The following is a 24,258-nucleotide window of genomic DNA, read 5'->3' as shown; positions in this document are numbered from 1 at the left end:
GGGGTGACGTTCATGTCGAGGACGCTACGGAGCCGCGCGGCCGTCGTCTCGCCCCCGGCGTCACGGTGGTGAGCGACCGTGGTCACGGTTTTCGCCGCCGAAGTCGTGACCGCGGTCACGTGTGACGGGCGAGCGCGCGTGCTTAGCTGAACCGTATGTCCGCGATGCCGAACCGCCGTGCGCTGCTGCTGGATCTCGCGGCCGCGATCGGATGGGCGGGACCGGCGCTGATGGTGCTGTACTCGCTCGAGACGCGAGCCGTATGGACGTCGATCGCCGTCGTGTCGCTGCTCGTCGCGTCGATGGTCGTGTGGGTGCTGTGGCGACGCTCCGGGCAACGCTCCCGCCTCGCCGCGATCGCATTCGCCGTGATCGCCGTCGTCACGATGTCGCTCGGAAACGGTGCGCTGTACTACGTCATCGTGTCGGCGGCGTGCCTGGTGCTGGGGGTGACGTTCGCTTCCGCAGCCGTCGTGTGGGGCTACGCGGCATCCCTCGTCGGGATCGTCATCGCCCTGCACCTGTCGACCGGAAGTGCGCCGGACATGCTTCTCGACGAAGCGGCGGTGGCGGCGATCTTCGCGGGCATCGCCGCGGCCGTGGCGGCGATCCTGCGCGACAGCTTTCGCGTGGGCGAGGAACTGCGCGCGGCGCTCGCACGGCTGGACGCCGCCAATGCCGAGTTGCGCGGACGTCTCGACACCGACCGCGATCTCGTTCTGGCGCGGGAGCGCGAACGCACCGCGCGGGAGCTGCACGATGGTCTCGGGCATCGCCTGACGGCCATCGGCCTGTCTCTCGACTACGCGATGAGGGTGGGTGACATACCCGAGGCGCGGGAGGAGACGCGCCGCGCGCGGGACCTGGTGGGAGAGTCGCTCGACGCGATGCGCCGGCTCGTCCGCGCGATGCATCCCGTCGAACTCAGTACTCTTCGCAACGCCGACGCATTTCGCGCGGTGGCCGAGGCCTTCCGCGGCACGGGTATCGACATCCGCGTGTCCATCGAGGGCGACGACTCCGCGCTGAGCCACGAACGGGCGCTCCTGCTGTTGAGCTTCGTGCAGGAAGGGCTGACGAACGTCGTGCGGCATTCCGATGCGGCATCCGTCGATCTCCGGATGGTCGTCGGCGACGCCGACCTGAGCGCGGTGATCGAGGACCGCGGAACCGGAGCGTCGACCGGCTCGTTCGTCGAGGGCTTCGGCCTGCGCTCGCTCCGCGCTCGCGCCGAACGGGTCGGAGGAACGGTTGACGCGGCACCGACGTCCGGGGGTTTCCGGGTCGCTCTCGCCGTGCCGGCCGCGGCTGATGGTGCGATGGTCCGGGAGCTCGCGTGAGCCCTGTACGCGTGCTCGTCGTCGACGATCAGGAACTGCTCCGGCGGGGGCTCCGCATGATCCTGGAGACCGACCCCGACATCTCGGTGGTCGGCGAAGCCGAGAACGGAGAACGGGCCCTCGCCCTCCTCCCCGAGCTGGCCCCCGACCTCGTCCTCGCGGATGCCCGGATGCCGATCCTCGACGGTCTCGGCCTGGTGGAGCGCCTCGCGGTGTCCCACCCGTCGCTGCCGGTGCTGGTTCTCACGACCTTCGACGACGCCCGCCTCGTGCGTCAGCTCCTGAATGCGGGCGCCGCCGGGTTCCTCCTGAAGGACATTTCGGCGGAGGCTTTGACGGATGCCATCCGCCACGTTCTCGCCGGGGGCCTCGTGCTCGACCCGCGCGTCGCGCGTGCCGCTCTGTCGCCGCCACCGCCGCCGGCTGCCGGACCCGCCCTCACCGAGGGGGAACGTGCGGTCGCGGCGCTCGTCGCCCGCGGCCTCCCCAACGCGGAGATCGCCGCGCGGCTGCATCTCGCGCACGGCACGGTGAAGAACACCGTCTCCGCGCTGCTGCGCAAGCTCGGCGAGCCCGACCGGACCGCTCTCGCGCTGAGATGGGCGCGCGAGTCGGCGGCGCGGGCGGAAGCGGCGTCTTCGTAGACGCGGTCGCGCCCGGCGCCTTGCGCGGAGAGGCCGCGATGCCGCCGATCGGAGCGACCGCGCGCGTCACTGGAAGATGTCGTGGGGACGAAGTGTCGCGTCCGCACCGCCATCGACGAAGATCACCTGACCCGTGACGTGTGTGTTCGTCGGTCCGGTGAGCCACGCGAGCAGTTCCCCGGGTGCCGTGGCATCCGACGGGCCGTGCAGAGGCATGGGGACCATTCTCAGGAGACCTGCTCGCTGTTCGGGATCGTCGAGCATCGGCTGCGTCATCGGACTGATCACGATGCCGGGCCCCACGGCATTGACGGGGATGCCGGCACCCGCCCACTCCGGCCGAATCGCGGCGCGGCGGACCCAGCGCGAGATGGCGCGCTTCGAAGACGCGTACAACGTCATTCCGCCATCTCTTGCCACGGCCGCCTCGGCTGCCTCGACGGCCGAGGATTCGTCGCCTGCCAGGCACGCGTCGACAACGGCGTCGTCGACGTCCTGCAACGTCGAGAAAGACGAAACGATCGCTGCGCGCGGAGCGTCCGAGCGCAGCAACAGAGGGCGAAGAGTCTCCAGCGTGGCAACGGCACCGAAGTAGTTCACCCGGATCGTGATGGGCGCCGGTGCGGCGACTCCGGCAACCGCGATGATCGCGTCGACATGCCCTTCGCTTGCTTCGTTCACCGCGGAGAAGAGGCCGCTGCGGCCCTCGGCGGTGCTCAGGTCAGCGATGACATCCGCATCGCGGACGTCGACTCCGACGATGCGATGACCCGCAGCGGAGAGGATCGCGGCGGTGGTCTTGCCGATTCCGGATGCGACCCCGGTGATGACGTAGGTGCGAGGGGTCCCCTCCGCGGGGTGAGTGTTATCCGACATGACCGTCCTTACGGGTCGTGCGCGAGAGGCGCGGATTGACTGTTCGGTGTCCTCGGGGCGACAGACGCCCGCGCGGACTCAGCTCTTCTGGGTGAATCCGCCATCGGTGTTGTGCGTGATGCCCGTGACGAAGGACGCATCGTCGGACAGCAGCCACGCGACCGTCGTGGCGATCTCGCGCGGTTGCCCCATCCGTCCGATCGGCATCTGCGCGGCATACATCGCGCGGGTCTGCTCATCGAGTGCGGCGACAGCGGGCGTCTCGATCAGTCCGGGGGCGACCGCGTTGACACGGATGTTGTCGCGGGCATACTCCAACGCCGCCTGACCGGTGAGGGAGATGACCCCTGCCTTGGCGGCAGCGTACGCGGGCTGACCGAGCGTGGCGCGCTGGCCCGCTCCGGAGGCCATGTTCACGATCGCGCCCCCGCCATGCGCGAGGAAGTAGGCGATCTCGGCTCTCATCGACAACCACATGCCCTTGAGGTCGATGTCATGGATGCGGTCCCACCAGGCTTCGTCGAGCTCGTGCATGCGTGCGGGCGGATGGCCGATACCGGCGATGTTCGCGGCGAGGTGCAGACCGCCGTAGGTCGCCACGGCGTGGTCGACGAGGGCCACGGTGTCGGCAGCCTGCGCGACATCCGTCCGGAGGAACGAGGCCGTACCGCCCGCTGCAGAGATCTCGGCGACGACTCGTTCTCCTGCGGCCTCGACGACATCGCCGATGACGACCTTCGCACCCCGTTCCGCAAGCAGCTTCGCGGTTGCCTCGCCGATCCCCGACGCGCCTCCGGTGACCACGACGACCTTGTCTGCGAACGACATTGTTCTCCTCTCCGACCTGCCACGCTGACAAGTCCTTTCCCTGGGAAACAATACTCGTGGCAGAGCTCCCGTATCGTGATTCTGTGCAGGAAGAAGCCGAGGGCTTGTCGTACCGCACGGCCTTGGCCGAGGCGCTCAGTGAGCTGGTCTCGTTGTGGTGGTCTCCGAGTGTCCGTCGAGTCCTCGTTGATGCTGCCGGCGAGGAACTGGGTGTCACCGAGGCGAGGATCGTGTGGGAACTCGGGCGACGGAGGCACCTGCGCCCCGGAGAACTCGCCACTCTGCTCGATATCGGCGCGCCGTCGGTGTCGAAAGCGACGGTGAAGCTTCGACAGCGGGGCCTGGTGATCGCGGGGACGGATGCCGCTGACTCCCGGATGCGTCCGATCCGGCTCTCTCCCGCAGGCATCGCTGCGGCGCGACGTCTGTATGACATCGGAGACACTCTTGTCTCCCGGGTCGTTTCGGGCTGGGACGAGCGCGAGGTTGCGACCTTCGCCGCGCACGTGATGCGTTTTCTTCGTGAAGCAACACCCCTGACGAAGCAAGAAGCGTGGGACATCGACGGGCAAGACGAATCCGCCGGCGTGCCACCCGCCGATCCAGCGACGGACGACGGATCGAACAAGCCCGAGTTCCGCGGCTGATCGGCGGCAGCGCGACGGAGACGAGTTGCTCCGTGAACTCCCGGAATGGGCCCGGTGCCCGCGGATACGAGGGAGCCGACGATCGCTCGCGGCGGTCGCGCGAGGTGCGATGATCACCACGTGACGAGAGATGCGGACATCGAGATGGATGCCGATACCGGCCAGGTGATCGTCAGCCTCAGCGTCTCGACGGCGGTGCGCGTCGATGAGCTCGAGCGGTATCTCCGGGATCCGCCAGTGTCGCCGTTCATCTACGACCTCGGCACGGTGAAGTTCGATGAGCCGGCCTGGGAGGCGCGGGCCGGCAAGCTGAACACGACGATCCACGAGCTCGTGGACCGGCTCGAAAGCGTCCCCCGCGCCGTACTCCACGCTCCGGAGTCGTTCGTGCGGCTCTTCATGACGCTTCCCTCGGGAGCCGAGACGCTGCATGCCGGCACGGTGAAGCGGCTGGCCGAGGTGAACGCCACGGTCTGGATCGATGCGTGAGCGATCGGCCGCGCAGCCGTTGACATACTCCCGTAAGTGGAATATGACTGAAGGCAATATGACGAACCTCAGCCCCGCAGCGTTCTGGATCCTGACCGCACTGGCCGGTCAGCGCCGACATGGGTACGAGATCCTGAAGGAAACGACGGAAGCGTCTGACGGTCGGGTCGCACTGAAAGTGACGACTCTGTACGCAGCTCTCGACAGGCTGGAGCGCGAGGGCCTCATCCGCGCCGATGGTCAAGAGATCGTCGGAGGTCGCGCCCGACGCTACTTCGTCCTCAGTGATAGCGGTCGTGTCGCGCTCGCGGCGGAAGTCGCTGCTCTCGAGCAGCAGGCAGCGGCCGCCCGCCAGCGACTCGCGGATGGTGGGTCTGGCTTCGTTGCGGGGGCGGTGCCGGTATGAACACTGTCGACGAACGGGGTTTTCGCCGCCTCCTGCGCTGGTACCCGCGCTCATGGCGCCAGCTGAACGGCGAGGTGTTCATCGCCACTCTCCTGGAGGCGGCGGACGCGGACGGGCGGAGCGAGCCGACTCGGGCCGAGCGCCGAAGCGCCCTGCTTCATGGGGTCGGGGCGCACGTCGATCGACGCCTGGCCGTCTCGCTGTCGTTGGCTGCGCTGCTGCTGGCCGCGGCCCTCAGCGCGACAACGATGTTCGGCACCGTCGGTGACGCGACCTTCGCCACTGTCGGCTACCCGGTGCTAGCCACCTTCGCCATCCCGGTCCTCACCGCGACCGCACTCACCTCTGCGATCCGAGCGCGGGGGTGGATCTCCGACACACGAGCACTATCGATGATCGGGGTCTCAGCCGTCGCGCTGGCCCTCGCCGGCCTCGCGTCTATCTCGTGGGGGCTCGGATTCGACGCCGCCGATAGCGGCGCTCTTCCGCCTCCACTCGCGCAGGGGTGGGGCGCTCTCGTTATCACGAGCATCGTCGCCGGGGCGATAGTGCTCGCACTCCTCACTGACAGCCTGCTCCAGCGAACAACCTGCCCGCCGATTCTGCGAATCGTCGCCTCGCTGTGCATCGCGGTCGTCACCGCTCCCGTCCTCGGGCTGGCGCTCCTCACCCCTACCCTCAGCGCCCTCGTCGCGATGACGACCCTCGTCATGTCCCTCATGCCCGGGCGCCGCGAGCGGCCCCCCGTCGACGAACGCAAGCGTGTCCCGCAGCCGGCGCGGGCGCTCGCCCCAGAAGCGGCCGGCTCGCGCCGGGTGCCGATTATCCAGGGGTGCGCACTCGTAGCTGTGCTCGGCGGCACCACAGGAGTCGCGTTCGCCCTCACCGGTTCCCTGTGGGCGCCGGGAGCTATCGACGCGACCCAAGCGATGCAGCTGGGAATCGTCATGCTCCTCGTCTCCGCCCTCCCGCTCCTCGTAGGGTTCGGGACCCAGATTCATGAGAACCGTCGAGTTCGACACCGCCACACGTGGGGACCGATTCTGGTCTCGGGCATTTCGCTGGTCCTCTTGGCGATCGGCTACCTCCGGGGACCCGAATGGGAACCGATAGCGCCCTGGTTCTTCAGCGGGTCGCTTAGCGCGGGAGTCGCCGTCACCTGGTGGATCACGCCCCGAGTCCGCCTCCCGCGCCCCGCGGCGCTCGTCATCGGAAGCAGCGCGGGATTGCTCTACGCAGCGATCGGCGGCTTCATGGCCACACCCCTGCTCGCATTCACCGTGCCCGTCTGGGCACTCATCCTCTTGACCCGGAAGGGGAATCCGCGTCGAAGCGGACGTGTGGTGGGAAAGCCTCAGTTCTCCGCACTCACGGAGAAGCCCTCCGCGCTCTGAAGGTGACGAGCCACGCGTGGGACCTGCTGTTCGCTTAAGACGAGTGCGGTGGGGCTCGTTCGTACGACGGTGCCGCCATCTCACTCTGTCACAAGGTGGTCGAAGATAGACCTGACGGGATGACCTCAGATGCGCGGGTTGAGTAAGTGCGGAACCACAAGGCGGGGGTGACATGGGAGTGAATGCACGAAGTGTTCCGCGGTCGACGGGGCGCGCCGCAGTGGTCCTCTTCTGCTGCTCGGTGATCGCTGGGTGTGCGTCGGAGACGAGCGCTCTCACTGACAAGGTCAATCTGCCTGGTTTATGGCTGCAAGCGGACCCCGACGTCCTGCGGTCGTCTCGTACATTAGCGCCGGGGGACGTTGGCATGGAGCTACATGAAGACGGAACCGCCCAGGCGTTCAATCTTCCCGCGGGCAAGGGGCGGAAGATGGACTCCTACTGGTGCTTCGATCGCTCGGGAGAGACGTACTCCGGTGACGCCACCTGGTCGGCATCGGAGGGCGGGCTATTGAAGATCGAGTACGGCGAGGAGACGTTCTTCTGGGCAGACAATGGCTTCATGCGCTCGCTGGATTGGATCAATCTCACGCTGGCAGACTGCGACACGTCGGGACAGATTTCCTTCTCTGGACCGTAGGGGGAGCTGAACCCGATCTTGTGGACACCTCATCTGAGCGGCGAGAGTCGTTCGCAAAGGAGTCATCATGTCTGCAGCTCACCCCGGCGGAGTTTCGTCGGAGGGCGGTTGCGCTCGCGCGGTAGAAGGAGAAGCCTGTCGCGCAGCTCGCGGCCGATCTGGGGATCAGTGAGTCGTGTCTGCGCCGGTGGGTGAAGATCGCAGACGTTGACGAGGGCATTCGGGAAGGCATGACCTCGGACCAACGTGCCGAGCTGGTCCGGCTGCTACGCGAGAATGGGGTTTAGGTCGCGGAGATCGAGATCCTCCGGCAGGCGTCGGCGTATTTCGCGCGGGATGCGGTCGGCCCAAAAGGGTCCTCCCGGCGACTGCTACGTCGCACTCCGCATGGTGATGAAGCTCTCGTTGTGGGATCGGCAGATCACGTTCAACCCTTGCGGCGGGATTGACCTACCCAAAGCTCTCGACCTGGACGAGGGCGAGCTTGCCGTGCTGACATACGTGCAGGCGGAAGTCGCCGCGTCCGAGCTCGCGAACTGCAGGCCATACGACGTGCTGGTACGGTTCGTGGCATACACGGGTCTCCGCGCCGGGGAGGTCGCGGGGCCGAGGGTCCGCGCGATCCACCTGCGTGCAGGCCATGCGTCAGTCCGACAGACGGGACAGTGGATCAAGCGCACCGATCAAGAAGTGGGGGGAGTGGATCTCCGAAACGCCCAAGTCGCGCCGCATCCCGCGACGTGCCGCTCCTGGACCGACAGCTGCTGGCGGATCTGAGAACCTTGAAGATGCGGCATTCGCGTTCAGGCGACGGCGACGCGCTCTTATGGCCGGGACGCACGCCTTGGCCACAGCGCGCGGACTATGACCGCTTCTGGGACAACGCCACGTTCTGACCCAACTATTTCAAGCCGGTGCTGGTAAGAGGCGAGCTCCCCGTCATCGGCGTCCACGACCTGCGTCACACCGCCGCGAGCTTGTGGCTGGCGGTTCGGTCGTTGAGCTGGGCGATGATGTCCAGCTGGGTGCGGGTGGACTCGTTGAGTCTGACCGCGAGGGGGTTGATCGGGCCATAGCCGAGTCCGTTCGCGGACGCTGCCGAGGCGGGCGGGGTGGTGGTGTTGGGCTCGCTCATGGGCGGGTCACCTTCCTTGACGGGTGCGGCCCGAGAACTCGGATGGTTCTCTCCAAGACCGCATACCGGCAACGAAGCTGTGGAGCGGGTGCCAGGACTGAACTGCAGCACCCGCTATCCCAGTGAACGACAGATCCCGCGCCGGGCCAACCGTCCGATCGAACCGGACAATATCAACGGTCTAGGGATTTACTAAATCCCATTTTGCGACGACCTTCATTCGCAGGCGCCGATCCACATCTACGACGAGTGTCGCCTTGGACGACTTTGTACGGTGTGCCCGGGTCCACTACGGTGACAACACGTCGTCACTTTCGTGATGCGGTTACCTTTGGGGGAAGGGATTTGGGGTGCGCCTGCAGATCGTGCAAGTAATCGGTATTTTTCGCATACTTTATTCCTGGATCACGGCACTTAGCGTTCGCGTCGATCCGCACGCTCGATCCTGGCACACCTTCTCACGCAGAGATGGTCGGACGCAGATTTCTGCAGTTAAACCATCTTGAGTGTCGACCACTTTCGATGCCACTCATTTCCTCGCATGTTGGCTGACGCGAATAGTCCCCTTGTGGCAGTTGGGTGGGCCTCGTCTCAAGTCGACGGTAATGACCGTCTAGTGCGCAGCCACGGGTGTGCGGTTTCGGCTCAGCGCACCACATGAGCGGGTTGTCGACATCAAGACCCTCCCTTCCAACGGGGGATCCGCCGGAACGAAGTACTGAGCCTCGTTTCAAGCTGGCCGCCCCGCACAGACGTCTCCGTCTTCGCTACAAACATGCCGACTGCCCGCCGGGCAGTGGCGCAGACTGCAGCGTAGGACCGGGGCACATCAGGCGCGGAAGCCGCCGCGCCATCTGAGATATCTAGGAGCTGCTCTCGTGCAGATAAAAAGCCATTGATCGCCGCCGCTCTCGCCCTGGCCCTCACGTTCACGGGGTCTGCCGCGGCATCGGCGGCCCCGTCTACTCAGACTGGGGCAACGGGGCGCGTCGTGGCCCTCGTCACCGATTCAAATGGAAAGCTGATCCCCGTCGACCAAGCCCTAGGATCGACGGGGCTTGGTCTCAAGACTCCTCCGCCGAGCTCATCCGGCGGAGCGCATCCCGCGCTCATAAACTTCGATCAGTGGTTCAGGTTTTTCTCGCTGAACGTTGAAGAAGACGTGTTCAGCGAGTACGCGTTCTATATGAATGGAAATTTCCAAAATGTCCGATTGAAGTGCGGCGAGCAAAAAGCCAGCGGTTCCGGGTGGGGATACAAGCACATTCGGGCCGGCAAAAAGGGCTTGTGGGAAAAGCAACTCGATGCCGCGAAGAGCAAGGGCTGGCAACCCTCCACGCAGGGAGTGGAGGGCTGGGATGACCTCATGAACATTGCCGTAGGTACTGCAGTTACATACTGGGGCTACGCCAGCCCGGTCAAGGGGAATAACACACGGTGCACTATTAGCACCGTAACCTTTGGGGAAGTTAGCTCAAACGGTAGCTGGAAGATTGTCTACAGCTTTAAAGCGGCCGCGGTCTTCTCGGTGGTTAGTGATCGACTGATTACGGCCTATCCAATCGACAAATCTACTTGCTGAAAAATCGGGAGGGCGACATTCGAGCCGCCCTCCCGTCCAGCCAGTCACACCGGGGCGCCTTCGACTTCAAGTCGTCGTAAATTTTCTAAATTCAGGTTTAACGTCAGCCAGTTCCCAAACCTCACGGCAGAGTCTTCCGTACAGATCTTCACCGCGCTCGCTCCACTCCTTGCGACTGACGGCACTTGCCCACCCGTGCTCATAATGGAAATTGTCCTCCCAAAAAGAAAGCCAAGCGCTCAAGTCGTCTCGGAGCTTGCGGGAAACTCCGTAAGACTCTAGATCTACAGGGCCACTCCTATCCCAGAGAGGGGCACCGCAGCCGTATTCCGGCTCGAGAATGAGCGAAGAGATCCTTCCTTCGCGACGGCGATGTTCCTTTTCGATCGCTGCCGTATCGGTTGCGTAGATTGGCACCTCGACCTCAAGCCATGTGACCGGATCGATGATGATTCGAGCATCGTCCACAACCGCGATTCTACGCCTCGTCAGCCGCCGCACTCTCGCGAGGAGAACGGCGACCAACAATCTCGCTCCCATCCGATCTTTGTAAGACAGCACGCACGATGAAGGTCTCTTCGTTCGAAGCTGCCTACTTCGCCGCTTCTAGAACGGCCGAGATGGCTGCGTGAAGTCGCTGCGCACTGTCGAAGGTGATGGCGAAGAAGCGGCGTCCATCCTCGAGTGGTCCGATGTAGAGGTAGCAGGTCGCTACCGACTACGACCCGGAGGGGATTTCGCTCCCAGCCCAGCGCCAAGCGTGTGAGCGCAAGGTTGAGCAGATGGGACTGGAGGTCGTAGAAGAGTACGTCGAGCCCGGTCGCTCGGGAACGAACGCATCCGGGCGTCCAAAGTTTCAGGAGATGCTCGAACGCATCAAGAGGCAACGCGACGTCGACTACGTCATCGTCTACAAACTCTCGCGGCTCCACCGCAACCGTTACGACGAAGCCTTCACTATGGCTGAGCTGCAGCGCCGCGGCGTCACTCTGGTTTCGGCGACGGAGAGCATCGATGGCACCCCCGTGGGCCAGCTGATGCAGGGCATCCTGTCGGCCTTCAATCAGTACCGGTCCGCCGAGGACGGTGCAGACATCGCGTACAAGTTGGGGGAGAAGGCCAAGAAGGGCGGCACCGTTTTCATGGCGCCGCTCGGCTACATCAACGTCGGCGTACGCATCGAGGATCGGGAGGTCCGCGCCGTCGACTTCGATCCGGACCGTGCTCACCTCGTCAAGCTCGCGTTCGAACTCTATGCAACCGGCAAGTACAGCATCCCGGAACTTGGGGATGAGCTGTTCCTGCGTGGTCTGAAGACGCGGGCTTCGGGGCGCTGGCCATCCCAGCAGCTCTCGGACAACCAGTTGCTTCGCCTTCTTCAAGATCCGTACTACCTCGGGCTCACTCGATTCAAAGACCAGATCTACCCGGGACGACACGAAGCGCTGGTGGACGGCGAGCTCTTTGCTCGAGTCCAAGAGGTCGTGGCGATGCGGTCGACGGGGGAGCGGCAGCGCGTGCACCACCACTACCTAAAGAGCACCCTGTACTGCGGACGCTGCTACGACCGGGACGGTACGCACGGTCGGATCATCATCAACAGCGCGAGTGGGCGGGGCGGGCGGTACGACTACTTTTTCTGCCGACTCCGTCAGGAGCACCTCTGCGACTCGTCCTACATGCAGATCGAACGGGTGGAAGAGGCGATCGAGCGGTACTGGTACCGGCTCACCCTGAACGACGAATTCCTTGAAGGGGCTCGTCGGGGGCTTCGCCGCACGATCGAAGGTGACCAAGCCGCCGCACGTTCGCTGCACACGCAGCTGACTGCGAACCTTCAGAAGCTCGACCACCAGCAAGAGAACCTGGTCGATATGGCCGCAGACGGAACGCTTCCCCGAGACGTCGTGCAGCGGCGGATGAATGGCATCGCGAAGAGCCGAGCAGCTATGACGGCTCGGCTCGAAAACACGGAGAAAAGGCTGACTGCGGTCCTGGAGTACATCGACGCCGCGCTCTCAATACTGGAGCGCCCCGGCGACCTGTACGCCGGTGCCACGGACGAACAGCGCCGGATGCTGAATCAGGCGGTGTTCTCCCGCATCTACGTCGAAGCAGACGAGGTGACGGGCGTGGAGTTCAACGAGCCATTCGACGTGCTCATTGCCGCCGACGAGCAGTACGCGAACGTGACCGAGAGTGGACAAACCAAAACCGCCCCTGCGAACAGCGGCGGTGGGAAATCGTCGGAAGTCGCGACTCTCGTAAACATCGCCAAGGACGATATTTCGAGTAACGCTGACGTGGTGGGCCCGGAGGGGCTCGAACCCTCGACCCGCGGATTAAAAGTCCGATGCTCTGCCAACTGAGCTACAGGCCCTCAACCCCCAGCCTAGCGGGCGCGAGGAGGGTCCCCGTCCTCATCGGCGGGAGCGGGCCACGATCCAGAACAGGTAGGCGCCACCGACGACGGCGGTGAGGAGCCCGACCGGGATCTGCAGGGGTGCGAGCGCGCGCTGGGCGATGACATCCGCCACGAGGAGCACGGTGGCGCCGGTGACGGCCGAGCCGACGACGGGGATGCCGCTCGTGCCCATCGCGCGACGTGCGAGCTGGGGAGCGGCGAGAGCGATGAACCCGATCGGTCCCGCCACGGACGTAGCCGTGCCGGTCAGGAGGGCGGCGACGATGACCAGAATGAGACGGACGCGACCGGTGCGCACGCCGAGCGAGCGCGCGGTGTCGTCGTCGAACTCGAGGGCCCGGTAGTCGCGATGCACCGCGATGAGCACGGCACCGAGTACGCCGAGGGATGCCAGGAGCAGCACGACGTCGTTCGCGGAGGTCGCGGCGAGACTCCCGTGCAGCCACTGCGTCGCGTTGCGGGCGATGTCGATCGGCGCGCGTGTGAGCAGGTAGTCGTTGACGGCGGCCAGCAGGGTCGACAGGGCGATGCCCGCGAGGATCGTCCGCTCGCGCGAGATGCCCACGCTTCGGGCGATGGCCATGACCACGACGACGGTGAGCAGGCCTCCGGTCCACGCCCCCACGGCGGGCGAGGCCGGGGGAGCGATCAGCGTCAGGCCGATGAGCGCGCCGGTGGCCGAGCCGGCGGTGAAGCCCACGATGTCGGGACTCGCGAGCGGGTTGCGGGCGAGCGTCTGGAAGACGGCGCCGGCCAGCCCCAGAGCCGCGCCGATCAGGAGAGCCGCGATGACCCGTGGCATCCGCATGCCCACGACGACGACGGTGGTGCGACCGTCGGCTCCGCCGGTGAGAGCGGATGCCACGTCGCCGAGCGACGCGTGGAACGAGCCGGTCGTCAGACCGATCACCGCGGCGATCGCGGCGATTCCCAGCGTGAGAGCGGTGACGAGGAGAATGCGCCGGCGTCGAGCGGACCGGAGACGCGTCCGGATCTCGGCGGAGGTGTTCACGCGGACCTCCGCAGGATCAGCCACAGCAAGAGGGGTGCACCGAGGAAGGCCGCGACGATTCCCGCCTCCACCTCGCTCGGGATCGCGATGACGCGCCCGATGACGTCGCTCGCGAGGGTCAGCGCGGCACCGACCACCGCGGCGAGCGGAAGGGAGACGGGGACGGAACCGCCGACGGCCCCGCGCACGGCGTGAGCGACGATGAGTCCGATGAACGCCAGAGGACCCGCGGCCGAGGTCGCCGTGGCGCAGAGGAGCGTGATGGCGGCGCCCGCGCTGATGGTCACGAGCGCGGGGGAGACCCCCAGCGACCGCGCCACATCGGTGCCGAGCTGAAGCTGATCGAGGCCCCGCGCGACCACGGCGGCGAGCAGCAGCCCCACCAGGGCGAAGGGGAGCAGCTGCAGGGCGACGTCGGGATCGCGGCGTTCGAACGACCCGACGGCCCAGAATCGGAACGACTCGAACGTGTCGTCGTCGGCGAGCGTGATGATGCCCACGATGGCACTCAGACACGCGCTGAGCGCGACCCCGGCGAGGATCAGGCCGACGGTGTCGTCGCGGCGATCGGGTCGAGCCGCGCTGTTCACGAGCAGCGCGGCACCCGCCGCCCCCGCGAAGGCGAACCACACGTAGCCGCTCGCCGTCCCCACCCCGAAGAACGAGATCGCGACGACCACACCCACCGCCGCGCCCGCGTTGACACCGAGCAGCCCCGGGTCGGCGAGGGGGTTGCGGGTCAGGGCCTGCATCAGCACACCGGCGACGCCCAGACAGGCTCCCGCGAGGAGAGCAGTGAGGGTTCGGGGGACGCGAAGCTCGTGGACGATCACGCCGACGGCGTCCCGTCGGTCGGAGAACAGAGCGGAGACGACGTCGCCGGGCGCGAGGGCGCGCGATCCGACCGCGAGGCTCAGGATGATGAGGCCGCAGAGCAGGGCGGACACGACGACGGTGAGGGCGACGGCGCGGGTGAGTGCTGTTCGGCGTCGTGCACCCAGGTGTGCGGCGACTCCCGGCGCAGCTGTGGGGGACGAGTCGAGCACAGAGGTAAGGTTATCCTAACCGGGTGAATGACTTTCGGTTCCCGTCCTTTCCTTCCCGTTCCCGTCCGCGGCGAGCGGCCGTCGCCCTGGGCGCAGCCCTGCTTCTCGTGCTCACCGGCTGCTCCGGTGCCGCGGCTCCCGCCTCGACGGTCGACGCCGAAGCCGCCGCCACCGGCGACTGGGTGGTGGCGCGCGATCTCGAGCCGGGAATGGGTTCGGTGGAGGCCGACGGCGTCTTCCCCCGCTCCGTGACGCACTTCGGCGGGGTGACGGAGATCCCCGCGGCGCCGACGCGCATCGCGGTCGTCTCGACGGGTCAGCTCGACGCGCTCCTCGCGCTGGGGACGGTACCCGTCGCGGCGACGCGGGCCGAGAACAGCGGGCTCGTTCCGCAGTACCTGACCGACGCGTTCCCCGACGACGCCTCGGCGCTCGGAACCATGTCCGACATCGGCAAGCGGACCGAGCCCGACCTCGAGGCGATCGCTCAGGCCGATCCCGACCTGATCCTCATCAACTCCACGCGCGGCACCGAACTGTACGACGCGCTGTCGGCGATCGCCCCGACGGTACTCACCAAGGGCAACGGCGTCAATTGGAAGAGCGATTTCCTGCTCATCGCGGACGCCCTCGGGAAAGAGGGTGAGGCCCGCGGCATCCTTGATTCCTTGCAGTCCGACAGTGCGGCTTTTGCAGCCACGCACCCCGCGGGGGAGCCCACGGTGTCGTTCCTGCAGTCCACCGGGGATCGCACGCGCATCATGGGGGTACCGTCGTTCGCGGGCGGCATCGCGCAGGACCTCGGCCTCGGGCGCCCCGCCTCGCAGCAGTTCGACGACACGTCCCAGGACATCAGTGCGGAGCAGATCGACCTCGCGGACGCCGACCGCGTGTTCTATGCCGGCATCGGTCAGGGGCAGACCTTCATCGAGGGCGCCCCGCTCTGGTCGACGCTCGGTGCCGTCGCGGAGGGGCGTACCGTCGCGGTCGACTACGACCCGTGGTTCACCAACGCGGGTCCGGTGGCCGCTCGACTCGTCCAAGACCAGATCGTCCGGGCGGTGAAGGCGGACTGAGGCCTTAACGAGAGCGAGCGCCGGACCCCCTCGCCTGGGGTCCGGCGCTCGCCGTCAAGTCCGATCGAAAGATCGGCCGGGTGCGTGAATTACGCAGCCGGGGGCGTGAGAACCGTGTCGATCAGGTACACGGTCGCGTTGGCGGTCTTCACGCCACCGCAGATGACCTTGGCGTCGTTGACCATGATGCTGTCACCCGAGCCCGAGACGGTGACGTTCTGGCCCTCGACCGTGGCGTGCGTGCCATCGATCTCGGAGGGGCTGAGCTGGCCGGCGACCACGTGGTACGTGAGGATCTTGCTCAGCGTGGCGCTGTCGGTCTTGAGGCCTTCGACGGTCTCAGCCGGGAGCTTGGCGAAGGCCGAGTCGACCGGCGCGAAGACGGTGAACTCGCCACCGTTGAGCGTGTCGACGAGGTTCACGTCGGGGTTCAGCTTGCCGCTGACGGCAGCGGTCAGCGTGGTGAGCAGCGGGTTGTTCGAGGCGGCGGTGGCGACCGGGTCGACGGCCATGCCCGCGACCGAGCCGGAACCCGAGGGAACCTGCGAGGCGTAGTCGGCGCAGCCGGGGCCGACGAGGTCGGCGGCCGGGTCCATCATCGACGAGGACGCAGACGGCGATGCCGACATCGCGGGAGCGCTGGAGCTCTCCTCGCTCATCGAGCCACCCGAGGTGGTGCCGCCCGAACAAGCGGTGAGAGCGAAGGCCGAACCCAGAACGAGGGCGAGACCAGCAACGACAGGCTTCTTGTTGGTGAGCATGACATTCCTCCGAAATCGTTCGGACCGCGGATGCGATCCGTCAGGGACACCCCGGTGCGGGTGGTTCGCCGTGGAGCGGCTTACACGGGGTCTTCGGGTCCCCCGGGGAATCGGATTGGCGAAACCTCGGAATTCGTGCGCCGAAAGACCGCTCCAGCGCAGAAAACACCTGATGAGGGAGTGGTAAATATTCGCAAGAATATTTTTCAGACGGGTGGTCCAGAGGGGAAGTGACGTTCGTAACGGTTCCCTAACCGATGTCTCGACGCGCGTGAAGATCACCGGGCAGGGGATTCGGCGTAGGGAATGATGGATGCCATGGTGATCGACGGTTTCGACCTACCCGAGGAGGGATCGGACCGCGTCGACCACATAGGCGACCTGATCCAGCGCGTGGCGACGGGAGACCGTGACGCCTTTGCGGAGGTGTACGACGCTCTGTCCGCGCGAGCCTTCGGCCTCATCCGCCGCGTGCTCGTCGATCGCGCGCAGAGCGAAGAAGTCCTTCAGGAGGTTTTCCTGGAGGTCTGGCAATCCGCTGCGCGCTTCACTCCGAAGAGAGGTCAAGGAAGATCGTGGGTCCTCACGATCGCACACCGGCGAGCGGTGGACCGCGTGCGGTCCTCGCAGTCCAGTGTCGATCGCGATGTGCGCGCGGGCTTCCGCGATATGGACGTTGCGTACGACAACGTCTCGGAAAAAGTGGAGATGAAGATCGAAGGGCGGCGCGTCGTCGATGCATTGGCGACGCTTCCCGACGCCCAGAAAGAAGCCCTCACCCTGGCCTACTTCGGTGGATACAGCCAGAGTGAGATCGCTACTCTCGTCGGGTCGCCCCTCGGAACCATCAAAACCAGGATGCGCGACGGATTGTCACGCTTGAGGATGGAATTGGGGGTGGACAAGTGAACGAGAGGGATTTCGCCGACCTCGCAGCCGGTCACGCGTTGAATGCGCTATCGGATGCTGACGAACGCGCGTACCAGGAGGCGCTTGCGAGCAATCCCCACTGGGATTCGCACGTGCGAGACGCCGCCGCGGCCATCGCCGCCCTGAGCGACATCGTCGAGCCGGTCGATCCGCCGCCGTCGGTGCGTGCGTCCGTGATGGCGCGTATCGCCGACCTTCCGCAGCAGACCGATGTCTCTCCCGCCCCGGACGACGACGAGGATTTCGCCGCCGCGGGTCCCGCTCCGATCGACCTGGAGACCACGTCCTCGCGCCCGACGAGCTGGGGGCGTCGTCGCTGGTTCACGCTCGCGGCATCCATCGTCGCCGTTCTGGTTCTCGGATTCGGCGCCGCCTCGATCGGCCAGTACGTGACCCGGCCGGCCTCGGTCGTGGCGCTCGAGCAGATCGAGAAGGCCCCCGACGCGCAGTCGGCTTCGGTGACGATGGCCGACGGGGGCTCGGCCACCGCGCACTGGTCCGCATCGACGGGGCGAAGCGTCCTCGTGACCGACGGCATGCCGGCTCTCAGCGACGATCAGACGTACGAACTGTGGTTCGTGCGGGGTGAGACGCCGATCGCCGCCGGAATCTTCGAGACGGATGCCGCGGGTCGCGCGACGGCGATCCTGGACGGCGAGTTCCACTCCGGCGACACCATCGCGGTGACGATCGAACCCGCGGGGGGCTCGCCGGACGGTACGCCCAGCTCGGCTCCCGTGGTCGCTGTCGCGACCGCCTGAGCAACTCGCGCCTTTGCGCGGGTGAGAGGTCCCCGAGCTCATGAAGGTCCCTGAACCTTTCGAAGGTCCCTGAACCTGTCGACGGGACCCACCCCGCCCCCGAGCGGACCGCCTAGCCTGGAACGATGAGCGATTCGCCGCGCGAGTTCCACAAGCCGATCCGACGTCCCGCCGAACTGTTCGACCGCCTCTTCGCCGCCGATGACCCTGCGGAGGTGTCCCGCGTCGCGCACAGCACCGCGCACGCCCTTCTGGCGCGGGTCCGCGCCGATCCGAGCGTCGATGTCGTCGAGCGTCTCGTCGCGTTCACCGACGACCACGGCATCGACGACATCGCGGAACTCTGGTCGCGCTCGCCCGCGCGGTCTCTCCCGGGTGCGCTCTGGCGGCTGTACCTGCTGCAGCTCATGATCCACGATGACGCCGCGACCGCCGCGCTCCTCTACGAGCGGGGGCGCGTCGAGATGGCGACCGTGGACCCCGTGGTGGTGGGAGCCCCGGCTCCCGCGGGTCCCGAGGAGCTCGTGCAGCTGATCGACACGATCCTGCGCGGCCTCTTCGAGGGCGACTTCGCGGTGGCGCTCGACCGCGCAGCCGCGTTCTGCCGCGTGCAGGCCTCGGGCTCGACGCACCTGGCGGACGACTACGAGAACACCGAATCGGAGCGGGCGTCGGCGTTGACGACGCGGGCGCTGCGCTTGTCGACGTACGCCGAGGACCTGTCCGCAGCGGCGGCCCTCTGGCGTCGCGACGGCCTGAGCTGAGCGCCGATCCGGTCCCGGTCCCTTCGACAAGCTCAGGGACCTCGAGCGGACCGGTGGCTGAGAGTGTCGAAGCCCCGGCGCGATCCGACGGGGCGGAGCGGATGGCTGAGTCTGTCGAAGCCCCGGCGTGACCACACACCGCCGAAAAGATAAGTGCCGGACCGCAGAACGCCTCTCGGCGCATGGCCGCTCATAGCGGCAGAAGATGGAGCCCGGGGTTACTGCGGCCCGGCGATAAAAGTGTAACAAGCGTCGGCCCCGCACATTCCCTCCGACTGCCCCGTTGACAAGGCCCGGGCGTGTCGGACCGCGGGCGTAGGCTCGCTGCATGGCTCTGCTCTTCGCTCTCGTGCTCGACCCCCTGGCATCCGAGAATCGAGGTCAGAGCTTCTCCGACACCTTCACGGTGGTGGATCCCGACGGTCCCGTGCTGCCCCTGGGCGAGCTCAGCGCGCAGCGCGGCGATGGCGTGTTCGAGTCGATCGGCGTGGTCGACGGGCACGCGCAAGAAGTGGGTCCGCACCTGGACCGGTTGGCGCGCTCGGCGCAGCTCGCCGACCTGCCCGTCCCGCACGCGCAGCAGTGGCGGGAGGCGATCGCCCGCGTCGCCGCAGAGGCCGGGGCGGGGGAGAGCGTGATCAAGCTCATCCTCAGCCGAGGGGTGGAGCACGGATCTTCGCCGACCGCGTGGATCACCCTTGCCGCCGCCCCCGACAACGCCCGCGCCCGCACCGAGGGGGTCCGCGTCGTGACGCTCGACCGGGGCTACCAACTCGACGTGCCCGGCCGCGCCCCGTGGCTGCTGCTGGGGGCGAAGACTCTGTCCTACGCGGTCAACATGGCCGCCGTGCGCGAGGCGAAGCGCCGGGGCGCCGACGACGCCGTGTTCGTCACGAGTGACGGGTACGTGCTCGAGGCGCCCACGGCATCCGTGATCCTGCGTTCCGGCGACAAGTTCGTCACCCCCGAGCCCCACGCCGGAATCCTGCACGGCACGACCCAGCGCAGTCTGTTCACCCACCTCGGCGGGCGCGGGTTCGAGACCGCCTACGAAGAGGTTCTGCTGAGCGATCTGCGAAACGCGGATGCCGCGTGGTTGCTCTCCAGCGTGCGCCTGGCCGCGCCGATCTCCGCCGTCGACGGCGTGGAGAAGCCCGTTGACCGCGTGTTCACCGACGAGCTGAACGCGTACCTGCTCTCGCCCCGCGACTGATCCGGAAACGACGAAAGCCCCGCCGAAGCGGGGCTTTCGCGCGAGAGGTGCTTACCCGAAGCGGCCCGAGACGTAGTCTTCGGTCGCCTGGACGGTGGGTGCCGTGAAGATCGCCGCCGTGTCGTTGTACTCGATGAGCTTGCCGGGCTTGCCGGTGCCGGCGATGTTGAAGAACGCCGTCTTGTCGCTCACGCGCGAGGCCTGCTGCATGTTGTGCGTGACGATGACGATGGTGTACTCGCTCTTCAGTTCACCGATCAGCTCCTCGATCGCGAAGGTCGAGATCGGGTCGAGGGCGGAGCAGGGTTCGTCCATCAGCAGCACGTCGGGCGAGACCGCGATGGCCCGCGCGATGCACAGACGCTGCTGCTGACCGCCCGACAGGCCGCCGCCGGGCTTGTCGAGGCGATCCTTGACCTCGTTCCAGAGGTTCGCTCCCTGCAGCGACTTCTCGACGAGGGCGTCCGCGTCGCTCTTCGACATGCGCTTGTCGTTGAGCTTCGCCCCGGCCAGCACGTTCTCGCGGATCGACATGGTGGGGAAGGGGTTCGGGCGCTGGAAGACCATGCCGACGTGGCGGCGCACGAGCACGGGGTCGACCCCGGGACCGTACAGGTCATCGCCGTCGATGAGCACGCGGCCCTTGACGTGACCGCCGGGGATGACCTCGTGCATGCGGTTCAGCGTGCGCAGGAACGTGGACTTCCCGCATCCCGAGGGACCGATGAAGGCGGTGACCGAACGCGGCTCGATGTCGATCGAGACGCCCTCGACCGCGAGGAAGTCGCTGTAGTAGACGTTGAGGTCCTGGACCTCGATGCTCTTGGACATGGGGGTGTGCCTTTCCGCGCTCAGCGGGTCTTCGGCGCGAACAGTGCCGCGACGATCCGGGCGATCAGGTTGAAGATGACGACGAGGACGACGAGGAGGAAAGCCGCGCCCCAGGCGTTGGCCTGGGAGGCGTCGATGTCCTGGCCGGGGAAGCTGTACGCGGTGTACGCCATGACCGGAAGGGTCTGCATCGGGCCCTCGAACGGGTTCGCGTTGAAGTTGTCGGTGAAGCTCGCGGCGATGAAGATCGGCGCGGTCTCACCCACGACGCGGGCCACGGCGAGCACGACACCGGTGATGATGCCGGAGGCCGCGGTGCGCAGCACGACCTTGATGATCGTGGCCGAGCGCGGCACGCCGAGTGCGAGGGAGGCCTCACGCAGGTCGGCCGGCACCAGGCGCAGCATCTCTTCGGTGGAGCGGATCACGATCGGGATCATCAGCACGCACAGGGCGATGGATGCCGAGAACCCGCTGAACGCCTTCGGCCCCACGACGAGGCTGAACAGCGAGAAGGCGAACAGACCCGCGACGATCGAGGGGATGCCGGTCATCACGTCGACGAGGAAGGTGATCGTGCGACGGAGCGGATTGGTCGGCAGCGCGTACTCGACGAGGTAGACGGCCGCGAGGACGCCGACGGGGACCGAGATGAGCGCGGCGATGCCGGTGATGATCAGGGTTCCGGTGATCGCCTGCCACGCCCCGGCCGTCGCCACGACCGCGAGGGTGTCCGGGTCGAAGGTCGTGCCCCCCACCTGGGTGATGAACTGCAGGTTCACCACGGCCAGGCCCTTGGACACCACGGTCCACAGCGTCGAGATGAGCGGAGCGAGAGCCAGCAGGAAGGCCGCCGTCACCAGGCCCCGGACGACGCGGTCGACGGCCTTGCGACGGTTCTCGACGATCGAGGAGCCGACACCGATCGCGATGAGGTAGATCACGGCGGTGAGGATGAGCCAGACGGCGAGGTTGAAGCCGCCGACGAGGACCTGCACACCGACAACGACGACGGCGATGCCGAGGAGGAGGGCGGGCTCGATGTAGCGGGGCAGCTGACCGCTCGTGAGGGCCAGGGGCTTCGAGGCCGGGACGGCGGTGGCGGTCACGAGCGCTTTCCTCTCTTGCGGCCCTTCGCGCCCGGTCCCGTCGCCGAGATGATGTAGCGCGCGAGCATGTTGACCGCGAGCGACACCACGAACAGCATCAGACCGGTTCCGATGAGCGCCGAGCGCTGCAGGTCGGTCGCGATCGGGAAGTTCAGGGCGATGTTGGCGGCGATGGTCTGGGAGTTGTAACCGTCGGTGAGAAGCAGCACCGAGTAGATGAGGCTCGGGGAGATGATCAGCGCGATGGCCATCGTCTCGCCGAGGGCGCGACCGAGGCCGAGCAGCGTCGCCGACACCATGCCGCTGCGGGCGTAGGGGAAGACGGCGAGGCGGATCATCTCCCAGCGCGTCGCACCGAGGGCGAGGGCGGCTTCTTCGTGCAGGCGCGGAGTCTGCAGGAAGATCTCGCGGGTGATCGAGGTGACGATCGGCAGGATCATGACCGCGAGCACGACGCCACCGGTGAACATCGTCGAACCGGTGGAGGACACCGGGCCCTGGAAGAGCGGGATCCAGCCCAGGTACTCGTTGAGGAACTGACTGACCGGCAGCAGCAGCGGACGCATCACGATGATGCCCCACAGGCCGAAGACGATCGACGGCACCGCGGCGAGGAGGTCGACGACGTACCCGAGGGCACCCGCGACCTTGCGCGGCGCGTAGTGCGAGATGAACAGCGCGATGCCGATGGCGACGGGGGTTCCGATCACCATGGCGATCAGCGCCGCCCAGATGCTGCCGAAGAGCAGGGGGCCGACGTACTCCCAGAAGCTCGACCAGTTGCGGTTCTGGTAGCCGGCGAGGTCGCCTTCGCTCCAGTTGGCCGTGATGGCGGGGAGACCCCGGATGATGAGGAAGATCGCCACACCGGCGAGGATGACCATGATCGACACGGCGGCCGTGGTCGACAGGCCGAGGAAGACGGTGTCGCCGACGCGACGCTTACCGACGATGCTGGCTTTCGGGGTGTTCGGTGTCGCGGCTTCGGTCGTGGCGTCACTCACAGTGTCAGTCACGGGGGACCTCGTGCTCGGCGCGGATCAAGGGATTCTCCTCGGTCGGGTTCTCTCTGAGGATGTTCGGCTCAGCGGAACGGTCGATGCTGAATCGACCCCTCCGATCAGCCCGGCCCGGTCCGCACGAGGGGTGCGGACCGGGCCGAGTCCGAGAGGTGTTACTTGATCGCCTCGAGGGTCTTCGCGGCAGCCGCGAGAACCGAGTCGGGCAGCGGAGCGGAGCCGGCGTTCTTCGCGGCGACCTGCTGGCCCGTGGTGCTGGTGACGAAGCCGAGGTACGACTTCACGAGAGCGGCCTGCTTGGTGTCCTTGAAGGTGGAGCACGCGATCGCGTACGACACCAGCGGGATCGGGTAGGTCTCGGCGGTCAGCTTCGAGTAGTCGAACTTCTTCGACAGGTCGCCCGTGACGCCGTTGCTGGCGTCGACCGCGGCAGCGGCGAACGTCGCGGTGACGGCCTCGGCGCTGTAGGGGATCGCGGTGCCGTCCTGGATGATCGCGGCAGCGTTCAGGTCACCGATCGCGGAGTGGTCGGCGTAACCGATCGTGCCCGAGCCGGCCTTGACCGCCTCGACGACGCCGGAGCCGCCCTTCTGCTTCGACACGTTGCCCTCGATGGGCCAGTCCTTGCCCGCGGGCGAGGTCCAGACCGACGACTGCGTCGCGGCGAGGTAGTTGGTGAAGTTCTGCGTGGTGCCCGAGCCGTCCGAGCGAGCGACGGTCGTGATCGCGCCGGCGGGGAGCGCCGTGCCGTTGTCCTTGGTGATGGCCGGGTCGGACCAGTCGGTGATCTGCAGCGCGAAGATCTTGGCGATCGTCTCGCCCGAGAGCTTCAGGTTGGTGACGCCGGGAAGGTTGAAGATGATCGCGACACCGTCGAGGTAGACGGGGATGTTGACGCCGCCCGCGGTGCACAGCGCCTTGGACTGCGCGGTCTGGTCGGCGTTGAGGGGCGAGTCGGAGCCGGCGAAGTCGTACGCGCCGCTCAGGAAGTTCGTGACGCCACCGCCGGAGCCCTGCGACTTGTCGTAGTTGATGGTGACACCCTTGGCCTGCGCGTTGTACGCGGCGGTCCACGCGGCCTGCGCGTTGGACTGGGCGCTCGATCCGCCGGCGGTGATCGTGCCGCTCAGGCTGGGGTCGACCGTGAAGGCCACGGACGACGACGAGGCCGACGGCGACGAAGCAGCGGCGTCGCCGGAGCCGGAGGGGGAGGAGCAACCGGCGAGGGCCACGGAGGCAACGGCCGCCACGGCGCCCAGCTGAACGAATCGGGAGAGCTTCACTGTGTGAATCCTTCGTATGTCGGGGACACGAACCCGGTGCAGGGTTC

Annotated in this window: 25 protein-coding genes, 1 tRNA gene and 1 pseudogene; 15 read left to right on the top strand and 12 right to left on the bottom strand. The window is 66.7% G+C overall.

What is annotated here, in order from left to right; all coding sequences use genetic code 11:
- Nucleotides 1–164 precede the first annotated feature (164 nt).
- A complete protein-coding gene (locus NS220_RS08770; protein WP_193755323.1) occupies nucleotides 165–1,340 on the top strand; it encodes a sensor histidine kinase in 1,176 nt (391 codons plus the stop codon).
- A complete protein-coding gene (locus NS220_RS08765) occupies nucleotides 1,337–1,984 on the top strand; it encodes a response regulator transcription factor (RefSeq protein ID WP_058623693.1) in 648 nt (215 codons plus the stop codon). Before NS220_RS08770 ends, NS220_RS08765 begins: the two co-directional genes overlap by 4 nt.
- Before the next feature lie 66 nt (nucleotides 1,985–2,050).
- Here the strand turns inward: NS220_RS08765 and NS220_RS08760 are convergent, their stop codons facing one another.
- Both NS220_RS08760 and NS220_RS08755 read right to left on the bottom strand, forming a co-directional pair.
- On the bottom strand, nucleotides 2,051–2,860 hold the full coding sequence (locus NS220_RS08760; RefSeq protein WP_058623692.1) for an SDR family oxidoreductase: 810 nt from the start codon (nucleotides 2,858–2,860) through the stop codon (nucleotides 2,051–2,053).
- Nucleotides 2,861–2,938: 78 nt separating this feature from the next.
- On the bottom strand, nucleotides 2,939–3,688 hold the full coding sequence (locus NS220_RS08755; protein WP_058623691.1) for an SDR family NAD(P)-dependent oxidoreductase: 750 nt from the start codon (nucleotides 3,686–3,688) through the stop codon (nucleotides 2,939–2,941).
- Nucleotides 3,689–3,771: 83 nt separating this feature from the next.
- Between NS220_RS08755 and NS220_RS08750 the strand changes: the two genes are divergently transcribed.
- The 6 genes from NS220_RS08750 (at nucleotide 3,772) to NS220_RS08725 (ending at nucleotide 8,041) form a co-directional block, all read left to right on the top strand.
- A complete protein-coding gene (locus NS220_RS08750) occupies nucleotides 3,772–4,335 on the top strand; it encodes a MarR family winged helix-turn-helix transcriptional regulator (protein WP_058623690.1) in 564 nt (187 codons plus the stop codon).
- 120 nt (nucleotides 4,336–4,455) lie between these two features.
- On the top strand, nucleotides 4,456–4,824 hold the full coding sequence (locus tag NS220_RS08745) for a hypothetical protein (RefSeq protein ID WP_058623689.1): 369 nt from the start codon (nucleotides 4,456–4,458) through the stop codon (nucleotides 4,822–4,824).
- 58 nt (nucleotides 4,825–4,882) lie between these two features.
- Nucleotides 4,883–5,230 carry a PadR family transcriptional regulator gene (locus NS220_RS08740; protein ID WP_058623688.1) on the top strand — a complete coding sequence of 116 codons (348 nt, stop codon included), beginning with the start codon at nucleotides 4,883–4,885 and terminating at the stop codon, nucleotides 5,228–5,230.
- Nucleotides 5,227–6,624: a hypothetical protein gene (locus NS220_RS08735; protein ID WP_058623687.1), complete on the top strand. Its 1,398-nt coding sequence runs from the start codon at nucleotides 5,227–5,229 to the stop codon at nucleotides 6,622–6,624. Before NS220_RS08740 ends, NS220_RS08735 begins: the two co-directional genes overlap by 4 nt.
- Before the next feature lie 430 nt (nucleotides 6,625–7,054).
- Entirely contained in the window at nucleotides 7,055–7,264 is a 210-nt protein-coding gene (locus NS220_RS08730) for a hypothetical protein (RefSeq protein WP_206543002.1), read from the top strand.
- Nucleotides 7,265–7,651: 387 nt separating this feature from the next.
- On the top strand, nucleotides 7,652–8,041 hold the full coding sequence (locus tag NS220_RS08725) for a hypothetical protein (protein ID WP_153004226.1): 390 nt from the start codon (nucleotides 7,652–7,654) through the stop codon (nucleotides 8,039–8,041).
- Nucleotides 8,042–8,225: 184 nt separating this feature from the next.
- Here NS220_RS08725 and NS220_RS20105 read toward each other — a convergent pair whose 3' ends face one another.
- Nucleotides 8,226–8,399 (bottom strand): hypothetical protein, encoded by a 174-nt coding sequence (locus NS220_RS20105; protein WP_193755322.1) that lies wholly within the window; start codon nucleotides 8,397–8,399, stop codon nucleotides 8,226–8,228.
- Between the two features lie 991 nt (nucleotides 8,400–9,390).
- Here NS220_RS20105 and NS220_RS19730 point away from each other — a divergent pair.
- On the top strand, nucleotides 9,391–9,981 hold the full coding sequence (locus NS220_RS19730; protein WP_153004225.1) for a hypothetical protein: 591 nt from the start codon (nucleotides 9,391–9,393) through the stop codon (nucleotides 9,979–9,981).
- A 66-nt stretch (nucleotides 9,982–10,047) separates the two neighbouring features.
- On the opposite strand, the gene NS220_RS19725 is transcribed toward NS220_RS19730, so the two are convergent.
- The gene (locus tag NS220_RS19725) at nucleotides 10,048–10,449 is read right to left on the bottom strand and encodes a hypothetical protein (protein WP_153004224.1); all 402 of its coding nucleotides are present in this window, start codon (nucleotides 10,447–10,449) and stop codon (nucleotides 10,048–10,050) included.
- Nucleotides 10,450–10,763: 314 nt separating this feature from the next.
- On the opposite strand from NS220_RS19725, the pseudogene NS220_RS20785 reads away from it, so the two are divergent.
- A pseudogene (locus tag NS220_RS20785) lies at nucleotides 10,764–11,408 on the top strand (recombinase family protein); the annotation flags it as partial.
- A gap of 877 nt (nucleotides 11,409–12,285) precedes the next feature.
- Here NS220_RS20785 and NS220_RS08720 read toward each other — a convergent pair.
- The 3 genes from NS220_RS08720 to NS220_RS08710 form a co-directional block, all read right to left on the bottom strand.
- Nucleotides 12,286–12,361 (bottom strand) — tRNA-Lys (locus tag NS220_RS08720).
- A 40-nt stretch (nucleotides 12,362–12,401) separates the two neighbouring features.
- The gene (locus NS220_RS08715) at nucleotides 12,402–13,418 is read right to left on the bottom strand and encodes a FecCD family ABC transporter permease (RefSeq protein WP_193755321.1); all 1,017 of its coding nucleotides are present in this window, start codon (nucleotides 13,416–13,418) and stop codon (nucleotides 12,402–12,404) included.
- Nucleotides 13,415–14,464, bottom strand: coding sequence for a FecCD family ABC transporter permease (locus NS220_RS08710; protein WP_206543001.1), 1,050 nt, complete (start codon nucleotides 14,462–14,464; stop codon nucleotides 13,415–13,417). Before NS220_RS08710 ends, NS220_RS08715 begins: the two co-directional genes overlap by 4 nt.
- A gap of 23 nt (nucleotides 14,465–14,487) precedes the next feature.
- Between NS220_RS08710 and NS220_RS08705 the strand changes: the two genes are divergently transcribed.
- Nucleotides 14,488–15,540, top strand: coding sequence for an iron-siderophore ABC transporter substrate-binding protein (locus NS220_RS08705; RefSeq protein ID WP_242864572.1), 1,053 nt, complete (start codon nucleotides 14,488–14,490; stop codon nucleotides 15,538–15,540).
- Nucleotides 15,541–15,629: 89 nt separating this feature from the next.
- On the opposite strand, the gene NS220_RS08700 is transcribed toward NS220_RS08705, so the two are convergent.
- Nucleotides 15,630–16,301: a fasciclin domain-containing protein gene (locus tag NS220_RS08700; RefSeq protein WP_058623682.1), complete on the bottom strand. Its 672-nt coding sequence runs from the start codon at nucleotides 16,299–16,301 to the stop codon at nucleotides 15,630–15,632.
- A gap of 306 nt (nucleotides 16,302–16,607) precedes the next feature.
- Here NS220_RS08700 and sigK point away from each other — a divergent pair, with 306 nt between their 5' ends.
- The 4 genes from sigK (at nucleotide 16,608) to NS220_RS08680 (ending at nucleotide 19,969) form a co-directional block, all read left to right on the top strand.
- Nucleotides 16,608–17,210, top strand: a complete 603-nt coding sequence (gene sigK, locus NS220_RS08695) for an ECF RNA polymerase sigma factor SigK (protein ID WP_193755320.1) — start codon at nucleotides 16,608–16,610, stop codon at nucleotides 17,208–17,210.
- Nucleotides 17,207–17,992 carry an anti-sigma factor gene (locus NS220_RS08690; RefSeq protein ID WP_058623681.1) on the top strand — a complete coding sequence of 262 codons (786 nt, stop codon included), beginning with the start codon at nucleotides 17,207–17,209 and terminating at the stop codon, nucleotides 17,990–17,992. Before sigK ends, NS220_RS08690 begins: the two co-directional genes overlap by 4 nt.
- A 125-nt stretch (nucleotides 17,993–18,117) precedes the next feature.
- Nucleotides 18,118–18,756 carry a hypothetical protein gene (locus NS220_RS08685; RefSeq protein ID WP_058623680.1) on the top strand — a complete coding sequence of 213 codons (639 nt, stop codon included), beginning with the start codon at nucleotides 18,118–18,120 and terminating at the stop codon, nucleotides 18,754–18,756.
- A gap of 328 nt (nucleotides 18,757–19,084) precedes the next feature.
- On the top strand, nucleotides 19,085–19,969 hold the full coding sequence (locus NS220_RS08680) for an aminodeoxychorismate lyase (RefSeq protein ID WP_058623679.1): 885 nt from the start codon (nucleotides 19,085–19,087) through the stop codon (nucleotides 19,967–19,969).
- A 51-nt stretch (nucleotides 19,970–20,020) separates the two neighbouring features.
- On the opposite strand, the gene pstB is transcribed toward NS220_RS08680, so the two are convergent.
- From pstB to NS220_RS08660, 4 genes are all read right to left on the bottom strand, one after another.
- Nucleotides 20,021–20,800 carry a phosphate ABC transporter ATP-binding protein PstB gene (gene pstB / locus NS220_RS08675; protein WP_058623678.1) on the bottom strand — a complete coding sequence of 260 codons (780 nt, stop codon included), beginning with the start codon at nucleotides 20,798–20,800 and terminating at the stop codon, nucleotides 20,021–20,023.
- A 20-nt stretch (nucleotides 20,801–20,820) separates the two neighbouring features.
- A complete protein-coding gene (pstA, locus tag NS220_RS08670; protein ID WP_058623677.1) occupies nucleotides 20,821–21,909 on the bottom strand; it encodes a phosphate ABC transporter permease PstA in 1,089 nt (362 codons plus the stop codon).
- Nucleotides 21,906–22,925, bottom strand: coding sequence for a phosphate ABC transporter permease subunit PstC (pstC, locus tag NS220_RS08665; RefSeq protein ID WP_193755319.1), 1,020 nt, complete (start codon nucleotides 22,923–22,925; stop codon nucleotides 21,906–21,908). The genes pstA and pstC overlap by 4 nt, the downstream gene beginning before the upstream one ends.
- 158 nt (nucleotides 22,926–23,083) lie before the next feature.
- Entirely contained in the window at nucleotides 23,084–24,211 is a 1,128-nt protein-coding gene (locus tag NS220_RS08660) for a phosphate ABC transporter substrate-binding protein PstS (protein WP_058623675.1), read from the bottom strand.
- Between the last annotated feature and the right edge of the window lie 47 nt (nucleotides 24,212–24,258).

The sequence above is a fragment of the Microbacterium testaceum genome, from assembly GCF_001476655.1.
Taxonomy (GTDB): Bacteria; Actinomycetota; Actinomycetes; order Actinomycetales; family Microbacteriaceae; genus Microbacterium; species Microbacterium testaceum_C.
Note: the sequence above shows the minus strand (reverse complement) of the source record. Positions and strands in the feature narration are given on the sequence as shown.